Raw genomic sequence first — 19947 nt, 5'->3', positions numbered from 1 at the left:
GTTATTATAAGTAGTTATTATTAAATATCAATTATTTATGTTTTATGGTTCTTCACTCATATATATGAGGCAGAATTTAAAAATTACAGATCAGTCGGTGATATGAATCCAATCAGATGAGTATCCTACATGACTACAGTAACTTGGAATGAAGCAAGCCTAACCCATGCAATTGATCAGTTTGTTAAACAGGTTTGTTTTTATCCACTCTCTCAACAAGAGTTCTTATTGAGTTTGAATGCACTTTATCATGCCTTTAAGCCAATCTATCAACCGCATTTGGTATATGCCAAAACAATCGAATGTTTTATTCAGTGCATGCAATGGATTGAGTGCTTCGTTGGTGCATCCAAGCCACTTAGCTTGGAGCAGTTGGATGAACAGCAAATCTCAATTCTTCAAATGTGTTTACTTCAGTATCAACCATGCCACTTTCATGAACAGTACTATCAAGCTCAATTAGAAGTTGCTAATAGAGCATCCTTATCGCAGTACTTACAACAACTATTAAATCATTATTCTCAACTGCTATTTGTTCGAGTGGATTTGTCCTATGCAATGGAATACAGGCATTTAATTAACATTGAACAGGTCAAATCTGTTCTTAGTGTTTTACTCAATCGAATTGCCAATAAAGATACATGCTTCTATGGCTTACAGGGATACGCATGGGCATTAGAGCAGGGTGCTGATAAAGGCTATCACTGCCATTTATTACTGATCTATGATCCATCTAAGCGTCAGAGTGACTGGTATCTTGCTGATCAAGTTGGACAATTATGGAAAGAGATCACTCGGCAACAGGGGATTTTCTATAACTGTAATACGTCAGAAATCAAAGCACATTATGAAAAATTGGGTCGTTTGGGTGTTGGGCTGATTCATCGGAACAATTTAGATGAGGTATCCAATGCATTGAATGCAGCAATGTATCTGGTCAACCCTGAAAAGTCTGAACAGTGGCTTTTAGCTAAAGTACCGTTTATGCGGACTTTTGGTATTGGGCAGTTTGATGTTGCTTGGCGTCGAGGTGTAGCAAATACCATGCAACAACTTCAATGTTAGTAATCATCTCCATTAAAGATTTACAGCACTCCTAGTGATATGAACAAATAACCTAGGATGTGTTTTCTCATGACGACCTACAACGAAGCTCAAACCTTTTGTGAAATTGAAAAATTTATTAAGGATGTGGTGGATGACCAAATCAGTTGTGAACAATTTAAGCAACAAATTGTTCCTCTAATTATCAAGTCTAGACGCTTTTTTATTGCTGGTTATGACTATGTTGATTCCATCATTATTTTTAAGCTGATTGAACGAGCCTTGTTTCAAGCAAATAAATATAGATTGTATGAAAATATTTATGATCTGCCCGATCATGTAATTGAGTCGATGATTGCTGATATCCAGTCGCAGTTTGAACGGATACAGGACGGTCATCAATACGACCAAAAACAGAATAAGGCTGAAACGAAAAAGGTCGAACGCTTCTTATTGGATATCATTCAAAACACAGATTGCTTAATGATCTTTCCAATACGATTTAGTATCAGGGAAAGCGTATCGTCATTAGTAGGATTTAACGGTTTTGAGTGTTATGTCAATGCCATATTAAGAGAGGTCAGGGCAAGGGAGAGCAACGTATTCCGTTGCATCCATTCAGTGATTTGGAAGATAAAACATCATCCTGAACAGGGCTACTACCTTCAGATCTACTTTATTTATGCTGGGCAGGCACAGGATACGACTTTATCTGACCATGCCAATAAACTGATAGCAAAGTGTGAAGAACTCAGTAATGGTTTTGGTGAAGTCTACATTGAAGAGCAAGCTAAAAAAGGATGGTCAGTGAATTGCCAAGATGACAGGCAGATTCAACGGATCCTGCAATTGCTGAAGAGTGATTTCAATGCGAATAGTAAAAATCATTATTTAAGGGTGATGCTAACTCGTGGCAAGACGTTTAATTGTGAACGTATTCCTTTAAAGCTGAAGTAGTTTTATTCAGTAAAAGCGATAGAGTTGTCATCGAACAATGGTCTAAGAATAATCCGCTTAGACCATTATTAATTTCAGTGGAAAAATACGCCACTTGATCTAGAAGTTGAATATCTAAAAATTATAGGTATAGGTCAAACCACTGTTGGTGGTGATGGTCACTTCACGCACATATTCAGCCGAACAACCAAGATAGACCTTTGCTACTGACCCATAACGCATATTTTGGTAATCATAAGTGCCTTTGCTTCTACAATTGCCACGATTAATTAAAACGCCTGTGATGGTGGTTGGCGCATCGTTTAAGGACATGATGTTTAATAAATCAGTATAACCTGTCATGGAGTATTGTGATTCTTCACGACGGACACGGACTTCAAACTGTTCCTGCACCGTGGGTTCAGTCACTTCCTCGGCGTTATATGGCTCATCTTCTAAAAAGGATTTATCTACGGCTGGAAAATCATCTTCGGATTGAGGGGGCGTTTCAGTCGCATCAGCATTGCTATGCTCGCTTGTTTGAGTGTCTTTAGGTTTTGATGCATCATTGCCTGAATTACATGCGGTTAAAGTCAGCAACAACATACTGGATAAAACAATAGATGGAATAAAATTCATTACACACGCCTATATTTAATCGAATATTGTGATCTACAGGGTTGGGCGAAAGCCCAACTCTGTGTATTTAATGGTTTGGTCAATCAATTTTTTACTTTTTATAAAAGTGGGAATTACTCATCGATCTTTTTAAATACCTTCTCGATCGGCGTGTAGTTATCCAGAGTGAAATCAAAAGGAATTGGCTTTTTCAGTGACACATCAAATTTCTTTAATGGTGCATTTTCTATGCCGTTGAAATGTTTGCGTTGAAAGGACATGGTACTTGGTTCAAGGATTGCGATCGGCTCATTTAGTGAATCAACTTGAATATTCTTGGCTTTATAAATGACTAAGCTATCTAACTCTAATTTATTCTTATTAAAGTTAAAAATGTAACCGAAATACTTTTGTCCACCAGCCGTAATAATATTTTGTGCTAACTCTGGCGTGGATGGGGCTGTGAAATTCACAATAAGATCAGAGGCAAAATTCATATTCTCAAAATGTAATTGTTTCGAGTCAGCATCGTAATAAACAAAATTATCAATCGGACCATTTGGTCGATCATTCGGTGTATAGACGCTCGGCATAAACTGACTTTGACCAGACGTGGCATTTAAACTGAATTCTAAAAGCTTCAAGTCATAATTTAGATGGGCATTTTTAGTATCCATTTCTTTTTGAAGTGTCTGAATACGTTGTTGATATTGTTCGGTACTTTCAAATTGATCTTTTTGTGGTGGAATGACCTGCATTGTCGATCTTATATAATTGATGGCTGTATCATGAGCTGCACGCAAAGAATAATCATCACCTAAAGCAAAAGTAAATGCAGGAAACTGTCGACCTGTATGTCCAATCACTAAAACTTGATTGTTATTTAACGCCAGCACATTTCTTAAATCATTGAGAACGGTCTGGAAATGCACGCAGTTTGCACAATAGTCAGCCACATCCGAATTTTCAGCAAACATCTGCAAACCAGCGATGGTTTTATACGGTGGATAAAAGGAAAAATACCCTTCATCTTTGATGAGTTCCTGAAAGTTTTCCCCAGTCTTTGTTAGCGGAGGTGTAATTTTATTGCGAGCGATAATCAAGGGGGACGAAACAGCCTGTGCAGGGGCAGCATCATTCAATGACATGTTTTCGATTTTTTGAGTAAGTTCTTTATTCTCTACATCATCTTGTTGTGGTTTTGAACAGCCGACCAACGCAAGGCTGCTGAGCAGCGCAATTGAAATGTATTTCATCCTATTATTTCCCCATCCAATATTTTTTAAGTTTTTAAAATGAATTATGAAATTGACTGTAATTTCAAATACATTCTGTTTGGCTGTCATAGGCTCTAGCGATGCTGTTACTGAGCACAATAAGGACAAGCCAAATAAGCTGTGCGATGAATTCCATGATTTTTATCCAGCACAAAACGCCACTGACCAAAATGGATGCAGTAGTTAATTGATGCCTTGAATCAGTCAGGACACAGCGAAAGAGTGCGATAAATGAATCGGAATGAAATGCCGAAGAGGCGGAGAAAGTGCACGGGAATACAGCACAGTAAAATGTGTCATGGTTGACTCCTTGGAATTACAAGAAGTTCTGCTACATCACTGCTAAATAATGGTGGCAGAACGAAAGGGGGTTAGCAGACTGGGATCCAAGGAACCAGCACGCACGAGGCGTCCCCCTCTCGCCCTACCATAGAAAAAAAGGGGGACACGAGGGTTCCCACAACATACAAAATTACTTTCATATATCGTGCTGGATCTGCGGTCTGCTAAAACCGACTGACAATGTAGGTCAGCCCTTGCATCATAATCGCTGCTAAAAAACAGGTCAATTGATCTGTTTAATCATCATTCAAAAATTGCCTAAAACTGATGATAAAAAAACCATTCTAAAAAAATACAAATACATAGCATCTAAATGAGAACGGTGTTTCTCCATTCGAGACCACACCAATACATGCTTCAGCTACATCGCAATCATTTTGCCTGCTTCCCCAGCAGGCTTTTTTATTTCGCTCATTTTTATTACAGGAATTCTTCAGATGAGTTTGCCATGTCCTTATTGCCAGTCCCGAGAGACGGTACAACTGCAATCCCCGCAACATTTACCCACTACTTCAACTAATAGCCCTATTTCCAATAGTGTGATGTCACCAATGGCACTTGCCACATTAGGCGTGAGTGTTTCTAAAAGTCTGAATATTCCTCCGATTGCAGGCGCAATCGTTGGAGTGCTAATAGGCGGTATCTGGATGCTGATCACTGAAGATGAACAGCAACAACCGCTACACCCAACTTATCGCAGACAGTATTACTGCAATCTCTGTGACCGTAGCTTTAGCCCAAATTTACGCAATTAAGCATTTATGAAAATTTAAATCGAACCCTTTTATCCATTCAAATTGATACAGGAATTATTCTTATGGCACATTTAGTTGAAACCATGGCATTCGTTGGACAAACTCCTTGGCATGGTTTAGGTAATGAACTTACCCCAAACCAACCCATCGAGGTTTGGGCACAACAGGCAGGCATGGACTGGCGCATCGAATCCTCCGATGTCAGTTACATGGCACAGAATGAAAAGGGACAAAGCATCATCATGCCCTTTGAAGAACAGCGTGTACTGTATCGTTCTGATACCCATGCACCGTTATCGGTGGTGAGTCAGCGCTTTCAGGAAGTCCAGCCGATGGAAATCCTGCATTTTTATAAAGACCTAACCGAACAATCAGGCTTTGAACTGGAAACAGCGGGGGTACTCAAAGGCGGTAAGAAATTCTGGGCATTGGCACGGACAGGACAAACATCTGCCTTAAAAGGTAAGGATGTCAGTAATGGCTATATTCTTTTAGCGACAGCCTGTGATGGTACATTAGCTACCACAGCCCAATTCACTTCGATCCGCGTGGTGTGTAATAACACTTTAGCCATTGCCCTTAAAGGGCAAAACACCAGTGCAGGCGTAGTGAAAGTGCCGCATAGTACCAAGTTTGATGCTGAGAAAGTCAAACAGCAACTGGGGATTTCAGTTCGTGCATGGGATGAACACATGTATGAAATGAAGCAACTCAGTCAACGTAAAGTCACCCAACAGGAAGCAGCAGCCTATTTTGATGCCGTGTTTAATAACACTAACTTGAGCGCGGTGGAACAAGATGAAAGCATTATTCAATTCTATCGAAATGCTGCTATGCCAAATCAAACAAGCCCATCCAAAGCCGACAATAAAACTGAACCGAATGGACGTGCGATGTCAAAAGTCATGACCATGTTTAACGGACATGGACGAGGGGCAGAACTCAGTTCTGCTAAAGACACGGCTTATGGTTTACTGTGCGCAATAACTGAGTTTACTGACCATGAACGTCGAGCGATGAGTACCGATCACCGACTCGATTCAGCATGGTTTGGAGCAGGTGCAGCGATCAAGCAACGAGGTTTGGAACAGGCATTAAGAATGGTGGGTTAATAAAAGCACACCATTCATTCAGTTTTATTTAAGCTCATCTATTTAGCCTAAGCATACGGTAACACCGTATAAGCACAGCAACACCTTTAGCCGCACCCTCAGATGCGGCTTTTTTTATGCCCAAAATTCAGCTTTTACGATTTAACCGATACAGGAATATTTCTAATGAATAGTCATACTCAAATTCAAAATACCTTAAATCATCCACCGCTACAGCCGTATTCACCAAACCTGAATCCAACCACTCAAAACTCACTGACTCAACAGGTTGAGGTAGGAACCCGAACCAAACGAGACCGACTGAATACGCAGCCACGAAAAACCAAAGCTCCAGTAGCCAAACGTCTCGCCAATACCAAGCAGATGAATTATCAGCAATGGCTAGAGGTCAGAAAACAGGGGATTGGCAGCAGTGATGCCGCTACCGCCTGTGGACTGAATCCGTATATGTCGATGCTGGAACTGTGGATGATTAAAACAGGACGGATGCAACAAAATATTGAGGACGAAAGTGCAGGTTATGCACCTTTATATTGGGGCAAGAAGTTAGAGCCCTTGGTGGCTGAATACTACAGCATGCACACCAATCACAAAGTGCGTCGGGTTAATGCAGTGCTGCAACATCCAGATGAAGACAAACACTTTATGTTGGCGAATTTGGATTATGCCGTGGTGAGCAATGACGAAGTTCAAATCTTGGAATGTAAAACCGTTGGAGAATATGGTTCAAAACTCTGGCGAGATGGTGTACCGCTTTATGTTCTTTGCCAAGTGCAACATCAACTGGCAGTGACAGGTAAACAAGCCGCGCATATCTGTGCCTTGATCTGTGGACATGAAACTAAAATCTATAAAGTGACCCGTAATGAAACCGTGATTCAGCACATCATTAATGCCGAACGACACTTTTGGCAATGTGTCGAAACAGGTATTCCACCAAGTGTCGATGCCTCGGATTCAGCAGCCAAAGCCTTGCAGCAACTGTATCCAGAGCAAGTGCCATTAACCGTAGAAGACCTCACTCAAAATGAACAAGCCAACTATCTATTTAACCAATTATTAGAGGAGCGACATAAGGTTGAACAACACCAACAGTATTTCGATGAACTCAAACATCAACTACAAATGATGATGAAAGAGGCAGAGCGAGCAGTGTTTACAGGTGGTTCAGTCACATGGAAGAAATCACAAGACTCAATCAGCCTAGACAGTAAATCCTTACTAAAACAGCACCCTGAATATCTACAGCAGTTTCCACAAACCAAAGTGGGAACACGAAGATTTCAGATTTATCCGCATGGTGGATAGGGCTGATACCCAAGTAACCCATTTCAATTTAACTAACACCTCAACCAACTGATCCCATACCTCAACAGGTGTGGGATTTTTTTATGCCCAATTTTTATTTAAAGGAAATGACCATGATTAAAGGTCTCGCAATTACGCCACCTGTTTTAGGTCGTATCAGCATCGGCAAAATTGTCGAAAAGAATGGAAAACGACTCCCTGAAAAAGATGACCAATTTACCATTACCAGCCAAATCCAGAATAAGGATGGCTGGGTGAAACATCCACTGGATGAACAGTTACGTGCCAAAGCACAAAACCAGAAACTCAGAACCATTCCAGTACGCATGATCTTTAACGATCCTGAACTGAATCTACGGGCAGAGTACAGCCTATTTGACCGCCAAACTGGACGCTTAATCTGCTCAGGTAATGGAGAAACCTGTCAGCGACTGGGACAAAATGGTATTGAACAGCATCCATGTCCATCACCTGATCTTTGTCCATTGGCACAGGGTGGGTTGTGTAAACCTTATGGGCGGCTGTATGTGAATTTAGATGAATCGGATGAGTTTGGCACTTTCATCTTTAGAACCACAGGCTTTAATAGCATTCGTACCTTGGCTGCACGATTACGTTATTACCATGCTGCTTCAGGTGATTTACTTTCATGCCTGCCATTGCAATTGACTTTACGAGGTAAAAGCACCACGCAAAGTTATCGTACTCCGATCTATTACGTGGATTTAACTTTACGTGATGGAATCAATTTACAGGAGGCAATTACGTCAGCCAAACAGATTGATGAAACAAGTAAGGCAGCAGGGTTTTATCAGGAAGCTTTAGATCATGTGGCACGGCAGGGCTATGGCAATGCTAGCTTTGAGGTGGGAGGTGAGGAGGGGCTGGATATTGTTGAGGAGTTTTATAGTGATGAATCAAGACCAGAACAGTCTCAACAAACGCATGACCTAACCCATGTTCAGGATATTCAGAAAGGCTTGCAGCAATCGGTTCAGGCTTTGAATTGATTAGGTGGAAGCAGGACGTTTTTTCTTACAGCGAGCTCTATTATTTGAGCGAAATTGCGCTCGCATCATTGATTGGGAGAAAAACATCATGAATGCGTTCACAGGTCAAACTTTTCAAATGAATCAATTGCTTAAAATTTCGCAAGTGTGCGAAATTACAGGCTTAAGCCGACCAACAATTTATCTAATGATGAACTCAAAATCTCCACGTTACGATGAGACTTTTCCTAAACCAGTAAAGTTATCTGTTAATCGTGTCGCTTGGTCAGCAAGAGAAATTAATCAATGGATTGAGACCAAGTTAGCTAGTCGAAAATAAGCGGGAGGCGAGAGCCTCCTTATTTTTTTATTTTTAGTGATTAAATTTTTTTATTATCTTATATTATTGATATTAGTATAAATATGCTGGTGAAATTATGGCAAAAGATTCAAAATTTACAAGTGATCCTGATTTAGCATTCTTACAGTATTTAGATGCCAAATCTTTAAAGCTTTTCTCTGTACACGACAAAAATAGATAACTCATTGAAATAATGTCACAATAATTGTTTTCTAACGACGAATACTATGACACATCTCAATGAGTTATATCTTATCTTAAACAAATCTCTAAAATGGAACAAGTCACATTTAAAGTGCTTTGCGCTCATCATGCTTGTGATCATTTTAAAGCAAACATGTAATCTTTCTTCTGCATCTAAAGCCTTGCCCATCAAGTGCTTACCACAATCATTTTATCGACGTATGCAGCGCTTCTTTGCAGGTCAGTATTTTGATTATCGTCAAATTTCTCAGTTGATTTTCAATATGTTTTCATTCGACCAAGTGCAACTGACTTTAGATAGAACCAATTGGAAATGGGGAAAACGAAATATTAATATCCTGATGCTCGCAATCGTTTATCGTGGAATAGCGATACCTATCCTTTGGACATTGCTTAATAAACGTGGAAATTCAGATACGAAAGAGCGTATTGCTTTGATTCAACGCTTTATAGCCATTTTTGGTAAAGACCGTATTGTGAATGTGTTCGCAGACAGAGAGTTTATCGGTGAGCAGTGGTTTACATGGTTAATTGAACAAGACATCAACTTCTGCATTCGTGTTAAAAAAACTTCATTGTCACCAATCATTTAGGAAAGAATCATAAAATTAGTGATTTATTTCGCCATCTTAAAGTTGGTCAAATTGAATGTCGTAAACGACGGATTTTGGTTGGTCGGGTGAAACTATATATAAGTGCACTACAGTTAGAAAATGGAGAGCTTTTACTCGTCGTTTCTCCTCAGTTTAATGCCAATGCTATTCAGGATTATGCATTACGCTGGGAAATTGAAACCTTATTCAGTTGTCTCAAAGGACGCGGGTTTAATCTTGAAAATACGCGCTTGACAGACCCTAGACGAGTGAAAAAATTGATTGCGGTGTTAGCTATAAGCTTCTGTTGGTGTTACTTAACGGGTGAATGGCAACATAATCAAAAAAAAGCGATAATAATAAAGAAGCATGGACGACTCTCAATGAGTTTATTTCGCTATGGTTTAGACTATGTTCAAATGGCGATTCAGCGTTTAATTGGTTTTGGGAAAAAAGAAGAGTTTAAGGAAATTTTGGCAATTTTAAGAAAGCAGAATCCTGATAGGATAAGGGTTCTGTGAAATTTGTCGTGTACAAAGAAAGCTTTTAGCAAATACAATGATAGAAGATAGTGAAGGGCGGGAGCAGTGGACTGGAGAACTTAAGGTAACAATTAATAAAAATAAGAAAAAATATGAAACAGAAGACTTGGCTTATACTAATAGTTGGAAAGCGATTGCAGCAGAATTGCAATTGTTTGGTGGGGATACTGTAACTAATTTTTTTAGGGGAAAAGGTGTTTTATATGCTCAGATTTTAGAGAATGTCGCAGATAAAGTAGGTGCGGATTACCATAAGGAAGATACATCAATTGAACAAATAGAAGAGCGTATATTACGAACGCTTTTTAGACGCGTTACAACACTAGATGATCTTGATTTTATTCATAATACATTAAAAGAAAAGGGTTATTTAGGTTTGTCTTCTTTATCTGATAAGCCTGTTGAAACAATAAAAAATGGAGCTGGTTCATTGATTTCTTTAGGATTAGCAAGGTTAAACCCTATTGTTGGTGTAGCCTCCGCAGCTTATATGGCAAGTGGAGCAGCATATAGAGTAACAATACCCGCAGTTTGTATCATTGCGATGCTAAGACAAAATTATCAATCAACTTGTTCAAAACATAATAAATTTTAGGTAATTTTCAATGTTAACAGAAACATTTACATTCGATCTTTCAAGAATCCCTTTGGAAGTTTTAGAGGGATTAAATAACGGTACAATGAATCAATTTGAGGGAGTTGTTTATTGGGCTGCTGGAAGTGGTAAAACAGGTACAGTAATACACTTACCGATTAAGTTTACACAATTAGTAACTGAAGAATCATTTTTGAGTGTGATGAACGGATTGCAAAATACTGTTGTTGCTGCTCAAGCTTTAGCAACAGGTACTTTGATGGTTGCAATGGCTATTCAAACTCAAGTATTGGCAAATAAAATAGAGAATGTACAGAAAGTTGTTGTTCAGATTGCGGATAGTGTTAAAGAGCAAAGCTTAGTTTTTTACGCAGACAAAGCAAGTGAATATCTTGCCTTATTGCATAATTTTGGTTTGTTATTGCAGAAACATGTTGATTTAAATAAGATTTTACCTATAGCAAATAATACATTGTCAACATCTATACAATTAAAGAAACATTTGATTTTTTTTATTAAAAGCTTAATAGGGCTGATTGAGGAGAAAAAGATAAATGACAAATATCATGTAATAAATATTGTAAATTTTGTGCAGCAAATCCTTGAATTATTGCCTTTAGGTATGCATTTTGAATTCCTATTATCTCAGCGATTAGGTCAAAATGAGTTTTCACAAGTTTTATTGGAGGATAGCAGTAAAATTTATCAAACATTACTAAATAAGTATCGTAACTTTTTAAATGAAACAGATAAGGCCGTTAATGAGTACCGTATAAAAAAGGCGGATGTTCCTTTTTTAGAAAATATTGAGAATCAGGCAATTACTTTATTTAAAAGCCCAATAATACCTGAACTATTAGAGCGCCCAGTAGATAATAAGCAATTAAGTCTATTGAAAAGGAAAGACTTTTATCAAGTTAACTTGAGTGCATGATAGATCAAATTATTAAAAAAATTTAATGGAATAAGTTCTGAAGAGATGGAGTAAAGATTTTTTAGATCAGATGAAAAGTCTTTACGACCATAAAAGTTATGATTAATTGAGCTTATGGCAAGTTCACCTTCTGATGTCATTAAGGTGGAAATTATACGAATTAGTTAATTTTTAACTTATTTTACGGGTGGTAAAACCCATTGTAAATCAGGCACAATTAGACGCATAAATTTTCAGTTTCAAGCTGTAAAGCAAGCGGTATATTTCAATGACAAATAACAATTTTTCTCAAGTTGCAGCTTTCATTTGGTCTGTCGCAGATCTACTTCGTGGTGACTTTAAACAATCTCAATACGGGCGTGTGATTTTACCATTCACTTTACTTCGTCGTTTAGAGTGCGTATTTGAACCGAGTAAAGCAAAGGTACTGGAGGCGAATGAGAAAGTGAAGGCGATGCCTTTGCCAGAAGAAGCAAAAGAAAAAATGTTATTGAAGGCAACAGAGAGCTTATCTTTTTTTAATACTTCAGAGCTTGATTTAAGTAGCCTTGGGCAAAAAAATATTCGAGCGAATATCAGTAACTACATCCAGCACTTTTCAAAAGATGCCCGTGAAATATTCGAACACTTTAAGTTCGATGAATTTACAGGTTTATTGGATGATGCCAATTTACTTTATAAGGTCGTGCAAAAATTTGCGAGCACAGATTTAAGTCCACAAAGTATTTCTAACCATGACATGGGCTTGGTATTTGAAGAGTTGATTCGTCGTTTCGCTGAAAGCTCAAATGAAACCGCAGGGGAACACTTTACCCCGCGAGATATTGTACGACTTACCACAGGTTTGATTTTTAGCCAAGATGATGATGCCTTAAACAAAGAAGGTGTGATTCGAACCATTTATGATCCTACTGCTGGGACAGGCGGTTTCCTGTCATCAGGTACGGAATATGTCTATGAGCATAATCCAGAAGCGGTGATGCGTGTGTTTGGTCAGGAATTGAACCCAGAATCCTACGCTATTTGTAAAGCGGATATGTTGATTAAAGGGCAGGATGTCAGCCGTATCAAGTTAGGCAATACATTGTCTAATGACCAGCTTGCCTATGAAAAGTTTGATTATATGCTGTCCAATCCACCATTTGGTGTGGACTGGAAAAAAATCGAACAAGAGATTAAAGACGAACACGAACAAAAGGGCTTTAATGGTCGTTTTGGTGCAGGCTTGCCGCGTGTCTCTGATGGCTCACTATTATTCCTGATGCATTTGATCAGTAAAATGCGTGATATTGATGGCACAGGTCAAGGCAGTCGTATTGGTATTATTCTAAACGGTTCACCGTTATTTACGGGTAGTGCAGGTAGTGGTGAAAGTGAAATCCGTCGTTATATCTTAGAAGCGGATTTGCTTGAAGCGATTATCGCTCTACCTACTGATATGTTCTATAACACAGGTATTGCGACCTATGTTTGGGTACTCAGTAATAAGAAAGACGCTGAGCGTAAAGGCAAAGTACATTTAATTAATGCAGCGAATCTTAGTTCGAAAATGCGTAAGTCGCTTGGCTCTAAGCGTAATTACCTGACTGATGCAGAAATTAAGACCATTACCCAAAACTATGGCGCTTTTGAAGCAGTAGATACGCTGACTTTAGATGGTGAAAGTGAACAGCAGAAGCCATTCTCAAGCAAAATTTTTAACAGTTATGAATTTGGTTACCGTCGCGTCACCATTGAACGTCCGTTACGTTTATCAGCGCAATTGTCTGATGCGCGGATTAATCGTCTAAAATTTTCATCAAAATTCCTAGACGTCATTATGGAGACGCTATTTGTTGAGTTTGGTCAGTCTTGGAATGATCAAAGTTATGGTGATTTCTCGGATGTAGAAGCCGAAGCGAGAGCTTTCATAAAAGCAAATTATCCTGATATTAAAGAGAAAGATGTAAAGAATATTTTGTCCAAGGATTTATGGATTGATCAAAAAAGCTTGTTCATCAAAGCAAAAATGATTCAGGAAGAAATTGGACTTAAACAATTTGATGATATGAACGAGTTCTCTCTTGTACTTAAAAGATCAATTAAGAATCTTGGGATCACATTAGATTCGAAAGAGCAAAAATTACTTTTGAATGTAGTGTCTTGGAAAAACCCTGAAGCACAGCCAGTGGTAAAGAAAGTATTGAAGACAACTTCGAATCCACTCTATGGTCATTTTGAATATAAAGGTCAGGTAGTTGAATTTGAACAAGATGGCGACTTGCGTGATGCGGAAAACATTGCACTTGATCCAGACATAAGCACCACGGATTTAATTGAGACTTACTTTAAGCGTGAAGTACAACCGCATGTGCCTGATGCATGGATCAATGCTGATAAACGTGATGCTCAGGACGCTGAAATTGGCATAGTCGGTTATGAAATTCCGTTTAACCGTCATTTTTATGTGTACCAACCGCCACGTGATTTAGCAGAGATTGATGCTGATTTAGATGCTGTGAGCCGTGAAATTATGCAGCTTTTACAAGAGGTGCATTCTTAATGGCTAAGTATCAGAAATATGCTGAATATAAAGATTCAGAAATTGTATGGATGGGAAATGTACCATCACATTGGACATCCGAACGTTTTAAATGGCTACTTACTGAAAAATTAAAAACTTCAAACTGTGATTTGCCAGCAGGTTCAATTAGTTTTGGTGAGGTTGTATATAAAAATGAAGACAATCTTTCACCTGACACCAAAGCAAGCTATCAAGAAGTTTTAAAAGATGAGTTTTTAATTAATCCACTTAATTTAAATTATGACTTAAAAAGTTTAAGAACAGCTTTGTCAAAAATAAACGTCGTGGTTAGTACAGGCTATATTGTTTTACATTGCAATAAGTCTTTAGATAAAAAATATGTTCGATGGTTACTTCATGAATTTGATGTATCTCATATGAAAACATTGGGGGCTGGTGTAAGGCAAACTGTTAACTTTTCAGATATTGCTAATTGTTATTTTTATTTACCTACTAATATAGAACAAAAAAAGATAGGTGAGTTTTTAGATAATGAAACTGCAAAAATTGACACCCTCATTGCCAAACAAGAAAAACTAATTGAACTGCTGAAAGAAAAACGTCAAGCAGTTATTAGTCATGCGGTAACTAAAGGTTTAAATCTGAATGCACCGATGAAAGATTCAGGTGTGGAATGGTTAGGGGAAGTGCCTGAGCATTGGAAAATTTTTAACATTCAGAGAATTTTAAACTTTATAGAACAGGGTAGTAGTCCTGTTGCCCAAAACCAAACACCGCAGGATGATGAATATGGTGTTTTGAAGATTAGTGCAGTAAAAAAAGGTAAATTTTTTCCTAATGAGTCGAAGACCCTCGATTATAAAAGTCAGTTAGAAACTAAATACATTGTTCATTTGGGAGATTTACTTGTAACACGTGCAAATACACCTCAATTAGTTGCCGATGCATGTGTTGTTAATACAGAGCCTACATCGCCAACAATGATGTGTGATCTGATTTATCGTTTAAATACCATATCTGATATAAAGAAGGAATTTTTGTGTTATTGGCTATTATCAAACAGTGGTAGAACACAAATTGAGTTAGATGCGAGAGGCTCCAGTATGACAATGGCTAAGGTATCGCAAAGTCATATTAAGGCCTGGAAAGTAGTTCTACCACCTTTAAAAGAACAAAATGATATTGTGATTTATTTAGACTACAAATTAAAAGAAATTGATAGGTTAATTGATAAATCTATGGTCACAATTAAACTGATTCAAGAACGCCGAACAGCCCTTATCTCAGCAGCCGTGACTGGCAAAGTTGATGTTCGTAATTGGCAAAATCCAAATAAAAATAATAATCAAGATAACATGGAGTTAAGCGCATGATGCTCTCCACTCATCCTATACAAAACTGGTCGCAAATGCGAACAAAAAGCCATTGCATAAAAACGCATAAAATTGCACAATATGCCCAACAACACCCGACAAGGCTAGGCAAGCAATTGCATCCTCAAACTGTCGGGTTACTTTTTTCTGCTGTACCAAAATATAATAATAGCTCTACATACACGCAATTACCTCAATATGCAGGTAATGCTGTATGAAACCATTTAATAAACTGCCTAAAACATTTTCCGAGCAACTGGAGATTTTAAAATCTCGTGGTATGGTCGTTTCTGATGAACAAAAAGCAATTTTCCACTTAGCCCAAGTCAATTACTACCGTTTGGGTGCTTATTGGCTACCCTTTGAACAGACCCATTCACCCCACTGTTTTCAAGAAAACACGCATTTTGAACAAGTGTGGGAAATTTATGTTTTTGACCGTGAACTCAGACTATTGGTACTCGATGCAATCGAACGGATTGAAGTAGCAATTCGTACCCAATTTGCCTATGAGCTTGCCCATAAGCATGGCGCACATGCATTTATGCATCCGCAATATTTTAAACCGCTGCGTAGATGGGAGAAATTATTAGAGTCGTTAGAGGGCGAAATAGACCGAGCTGATGAAGTGTTTATCGAGCATTATCAACGTACTTATGATGATCCAGAGCTACCACCGATTTGGGCAACTTGTGAAGTGATGAGTTTTGGTCAGCTTTCCAAATGGTATCAGTCACTTGCTCCCAAACAAACACGTACAGCAATTTCGAGTCACTTTGATTGCGATGAAAAGCAATTTGAAGGTTTATTACAGCATCTCGTATATTTGCGAAATACTTGTGCACATCACTCGCGGCTATGGAATCGTAAATTTACCAAAACCATTGCGAAACCTCGAAATAAACCTTTGGGCTTAGCGCAGCAGTGCAATTTTGATCAAAAGACCTCGGCAGATCGTAAACTTTATAATAGCTTGGTTTTTCTACTGTACTTTATGGATAAAATTACGCTACAACATACATGGCGGCAGCGTTTGATAGACCTTTTGTTGTCGCATAACAACATATCAAAAGCATTTATGGGCTTTCCTGAAGATTGGCAAAGTTATCCAATCTGGCAGATAAAATAATAGAAAAGATATTTAGAATTTAAAGGGGTGATGGGAAAAATGAGATCGGATGTAACGTTAGAAACGGTTTTCCAACAAGACATTATTACGCAAATGCAAAGCCACGGTTGGCAGGTCGGTTCACCGCAAGGCTATCACCGTGAAAAAGCCTTATATGAACAAGATGTTCTGGATTTTGTACAAAAGACTCAAGACAAAGAATGGCAGAAATTTAAAAGCATTTTCCCCAATGATACTGAACGCCATTTTTTAGATACTGTGGTGGCGCAGCTTAAAAAGGCGGATATTAATGCCACCGATATTGAATCTCGTAGTTATGGTACGTTGGGTGTATTACGTCATGGGCTAAAAACCCGTGGTACACGTTTTTCATTTTGCCAGTTTAAACCTGAACATGGTCTAAACCCTGAACTAAATGAAATCTATAAACAGAATATTTGTCGTGTCGTACCTGAGTTGGTGTATAGCCCATACGCCAACAAAGCCGAACTCGAAGCAACAGGTAAACAAGCCAAAAAATGGCGCATTGATTTAGTCCTGTTTATTAATGGCTTTCCTGTGGCAACGCTAGAACTCAAGTCAGAGTTTAAACAAGCCGTACAAAATGCCATGGCACAGTACAAAAAAACACGCCTGCCCAAAGACCCTAAAACTAATAAGCCAGAACCGTTATTGACTTTTAAACGTGGCGCATTGGTACATTTTGCGGTGAGCCAGTATGAAGTCTATATGGCAACCCATCTCAATGGCGACAATACCTATTTCTTGCCATTTAACAAAGGTACTAAAGAACAGGGTGCAGGCAATGATGTCCCTGAAGATGTGAATGAATACGCCACAGGTTATTTGTGGAATGAAGTTCTAACCCCAGACAGCTTACTGAATATTATTGGTAATTTTATTCACTTACAGATTGAAGAAAAAGAGGATTGGGAAGGGCGTAAATATAAAAAAGAAAGCCTGATTTTCCCACGTTATCACCAATGGAAAGTGGTGACCAAATTGGTTGAAGACTCTTTGGCAGAAGGAACGGGACAAAAATATCTGATTCAACACAGTGCGGGTTCAGGTAAGTCCAATTCAATTGCATGGACAGCACATCAACTATCTAGCCTATACGATGCCAACAATAACAAGATGTTTGATTCGGTTATTGTAGTGACAGATCGAACCATTCTGGATGCGCAACTACAAGATACGATTTATCAGTTTGAACATGCTAATGGTGTGGTCGGACGAATTAATAATAAAGAGGGCGATGGTTCTAAATCTGAAAAATTGGCAAAAGCATTGGAAATGGCACAGCCGATTATTATTGTCACCATTCAGACTTTTCCTCATGTACTTAAAGCAATTGAAAACAGTACCAGCTTAAAAGAGCGTAAATATGCGGTAATTGCGGATGAAGCACATTCTTCGCAAAGTGGCTCAACTGCACGACAGCTCAAAGAAACGCTGATGCTTGAGGAGCGTGATGAAGATGATCAACTTACATCGGAAGATATACTAGATGCGGTCATGGCTTCACGTAAAGGCAGCCAGAATTTAAGTTTCTACGCCTTTACGGCAACCCCAAAAGATAAGACATTACAACTGTTTGGTCGTTTGCCGAATCCTGAACTACCTCCATCCAAGACCAATAAGCCTGAAGCCTATCATGTCTATTCAATGCGCCAAGCGATTGAAGAAGGTTTTATTTTGGATGTCTTAAAAAATTATACCAACTATAAAGTGATTTATAAGCTTAAACAGAAGATTGAGGAAAAAGATGATCAGGTCGATGCCAAAAAAGCCAAGATTAAGCTCAATCAATGGGTGCGACTGCATGACCACAATATCTCGCAAAAAGTGCGTGTAATTATTGAGCATTTTAAAAAGAATGTGATGGGCTTATTAGGTGGTCAAGCTAAAGCCATGGTCGTTACCAGTTCACGAAAAGAAGCGGTACGCTATAAGCAGGCTTTTGATAAATATGTGGCAGAACAGAAATATGCCAATATCCAAGCAATGGTAGCATTTTCAGGTGAAGTCGAATTTGCTGATCATGATGCAGACAGCAGCCATTTGGTCGGGCAGAAGTTTACTGAAAGTAATATGAATCCAAACTTGAAAGGGCGTGAAATGCGTAAGGCATTTGATAGCGATGACTTTCAAGTGATGATCGTTGCCAATAAATTTCAAACAGGTTTCGACCAACCAAAATTGTGTGCTATGTACGTCGATAAAAAACTCGGTGGTGTTGAGTGCGTGCAAACCTTATCGCGTTTAAACCGAACTTATCCTGGCAAAGCAGAATCAGGCACATTTGTTCTAGATTTCTTTAACGAACCACAAGAAATCTTGGATGCATTCCAGCCTTACTACCAAACAGCTGAACTGGCAGATGTTTCTAATCCTGATATTGTCTATGACCTTGCTGAAAAGTTGAAAGCTGCACGCATTTTTCTCATGACTGAAGTCGAGCAATTTGTTGATGCTTTCTATAGCAAAAATAAATCTAATGCAGTACTTGCCAATATCTGTAAACCAGCGATGCAACGTTGGCAGCAACGCTATTCTCAAGCAATCAATGATTATGACGTGACCAAGAATCGTTTGGAAATTACCAAACGAACAGGTGAGCCTGTGTTGATTGCAAATGCTGAAAATGAATTTGCAGAAGCGAAAAAGGCACGTGATGCACTAGAAATCTTTAAAAAGGATTTAGGTAGTTTTAGTCGTTTTTATGAGTTTATGTCACAAATTGTGGAATATGATGATAAAGAACTCGAAAAAATCAGTTTGTTCGCCCGTACTTTGCGGCCGTTATTACGTGAGCAAGCGGCAGATGAAGATGTGATTGATTTGAGTAATGTAGCAATGAGTCATTATAGGCTCTCTAAAATCCGTCAACAGGATATTCAACTTAAAGCGGATAGTACTGAACATAAATTAGAACCAGCCAATGATCTCGGTTCGGCAAAAGCAAAAAATAAACAAGAGGATTTTTTATCGGTCATCTTACAGCGTGTAAATGATGTTTTTATTACCGATAAGCTGACAGATCAGGACATGATTAATTATGTCTACACCGTGGCAGACAAGATGTCTGAAAACACCAAAATGATGAAGCAGATTCAAAACAATACCCGTGAACAAGCGATGTTGGGGGAGTTTGATAGTGCTTTAGATGATGCGGTACTTGATAGTAATACTGCGCATACTGAACAAATGACACAGCTGATGAGTGATCCAGCCAAAATGAAGCAGTTTGCCAATATTATTTATGATGTGTTAGTAAGCCAGCAAAAAACAAGATGATAATAGATAAA

General features: G+C 38.6%; 17 protein-coding genes. 15 read left to right on the top strand and 2 right to left on the bottom strand.

Annotated features, from left to right (window positions below):
• Positions 1-129 precede the first annotated feature (129 nt).
• Together ACN19N_RS11780 and ACN19N_RS11775 are read left to right on the top strand one after the other, a co-directional pair.
• Entirely contained in the window at positions 130-1065 is a 936-nt protein-coding gene (locus ACN19N_RS11780) for a YagK/YfjJ domain-containing protein (protein ID WP_153569858.1), read from the top strand.
• 69 nt (positions 1066-1134) lie between these two features.
• The gene (locus tag ACN19N_RS11775) at positions 1135-2001 is read left to right on the top strand and encodes a hypothetical protein (protein ID WP_153569859.1); all 867 of its coding nucleotides are present in this window, start codon (positions 1135-1137) and stop codon (positions 1999-2001) included.
• A gap of 114 nt (positions 2002-2115) precedes the next feature.
• Here the strand turns inward: ACN19N_RS11775 and ACN19N_RS11770 are convergent, their stop codons facing one another.
• A complete protein-coding gene (locus tag ACN19N_RS11770) occupies positions 2116-2619 on the bottom strand; it encodes a hypothetical protein (protein ID WP_420001386.1) in 504 nt (167 codons plus the stop codon).
• Positions 2620-2732: 113 nt separating this feature from the next.
• A complete protein-coding gene (locus tag ACN19N_RS11765; protein ID WP_153569861.1) occupies positions 2733-3854 on the bottom strand; it encodes a hypothetical protein in 1122 nt (373 codons plus the stop codon).
• An 800-nt stretch (positions 3855-4654) separates the two neighbouring features.
• Between ACN19N_RS11765 and ACN19N_RS11760 the strand changes: the two genes are divergently transcribed.
• The 13 genes from ACN19N_RS11760 (at position 4655) to ACN19N_RS11700 (ending at position 19936) form a co-directional block, all read left to right on the top strand.
• Entirely contained in the window at positions 4655-4972 is a 318-nt protein-coding gene (locus ACN19N_RS11760) for a hypothetical protein (RefSeq protein WP_420001385.1), read from the top strand.
• A gap of 62 nt (positions 4973-5034) precedes the next feature.
• A complete protein-coding gene (locus ACN19N_RS11755; RefSeq protein WP_420001384.1) occupies positions 5035-6084 on the top strand; it encodes a DUF932 domain-containing protein in 1050 nt (349 codons plus the stop codon).
• A gap of 165 nt (positions 6085-6249) precedes the next feature.
• Positions 6250-7392 (top strand): YqaJ viral recombinase family protein, encoded by a 1143-nt coding sequence (locus tag ACN19N_RS11750; RefSeq protein WP_153569863.1) that lies wholly within the window; start codon positions 6250-6252, stop codon positions 7390-7392.
• A 113-nt stretch (positions 7393-7505) separates the two neighbouring features.
• Entirely contained in the window at positions 7506-8402 is an 897-nt protein-coding gene (locus ACN19N_RS11745; RefSeq protein ID WP_340790770.1) for a hydrolase or metal-binding protein, read from the top strand.
• Between the two features lie 88 nt (positions 8403-8490).
• Positions 8491-8721, top strand: a complete 231-nt coding sequence (locus ACN19N_RS11740; protein WP_153569865.1) for a helix-turn-helix transcriptional regulator — start codon at positions 8491-8493, stop codon at positions 8719-8721.
• A 248-nt stretch (positions 8722-8969) separates the two neighbouring features.
• Positions 8970-10060 (top strand): IS4-like element ISAba1 family transposase gene (locus ACN19N_RS11735; RefSeq protein WP_100222571.1). Its coding sequence is split into 2 segments (ribosomal slippage): positions 8970-9510 and positions 9510-10060, totalling 1092 coding nucleotides; the frame shifts between segments, so codons are not numbered across the junction.
• A gap of 37 nt (positions 10061-10097) precedes the next feature.
• Positions 10098-10676, top strand: a complete 579-nt coding sequence (locus tag ACN19N_RS11730; protein ID WP_420001383.1) for a DUF3944 domain-containing protein — start codon at positions 10098-10100, stop codon at positions 10674-10676.
• Between the two features lie 10 nt (positions 10677-10686).
• Positions 10687-11610 carry a hypothetical protein gene (locus ACN19N_RS11725; RefSeq protein ID WP_420001382.1) on the top strand — a complete coding sequence of 308 codons (924 nt, stop codon included), beginning with the start codon at positions 10687-10689 and terminating at the stop codon, positions 11608-11610.
• A gap of 268 nt (positions 11611-11878) precedes the next feature.
• Complete coding sequence (locus tag ACN19N_RS11720) at positions 11879-14152, top strand: type I restriction-modification system subunit M (RefSeq protein ID WP_420001381.1); 2274 nt, start codon at positions 11879-11881, stop codon at positions 14150-14152.
• The gene (locus tag ACN19N_RS11715; protein ID WP_420001380.1) at positions 14152-15507 is read left to right on the top strand and encodes a restriction endonuclease subunit S; all 1356 of its coding nucleotides are present in this window, start codon (positions 14152-14154) and stop codon (positions 15505-15507) included. The genes ACN19N_RS11720 and ACN19N_RS11715 overlap by 1 nt, the downstream gene beginning before the upstream one ends.
• Complete coding sequence (locus tag ACN19N_RS11710) at positions 15504-15725, top strand: hypothetical protein (RefSeq protein ID WP_420001379.1); 222 nt, start codon at positions 15504-15506, stop codon at positions 15723-15725. Before ACN19N_RS11715 ends, ACN19N_RS11710 begins: the two co-directional genes overlap by 4 nt.
• On the top strand, positions 15722-16636 hold the full coding sequence (locus ACN19N_RS11705; RefSeq protein ID WP_420001378.1) for an Abi family protein: 915 nt from the start codon (positions 15722-15724) through the stop codon (positions 16634-16636). The genes ACN19N_RS11710 and ACN19N_RS11705 overlap by 4 nt, the downstream gene beginning before the upstream one ends.
• A gap of 39 nt (positions 16637-16675) precedes the next feature.
• Positions 16676-19936 carry a type I restriction endonuclease subunit R gene (locus ACN19N_RS11700; RefSeq protein ID WP_420001377.1) on the top strand — a complete coding sequence of 1087 codons (3261 nt, stop codon included), beginning with the start codon at positions 16676-16678 and terminating at the stop codon, positions 19934-19936.
• The last annotated feature ends 11 nt before the right edge of the window (positions 19937-19947 follow it).

The sequence above is a fragment of the Acinetobacter sp. LF10 genome (assembly GCF_048585715.1).
GTDB lineage: Bacteria > Pseudomonadota > Gammaproteobacteria > Pseudomonadales > Moraxellaceae > Acinetobacter.
Note: the sequence above shows the minus strand (reverse complement) of the source record. Positions and strands in the feature narration are given on the sequence as shown.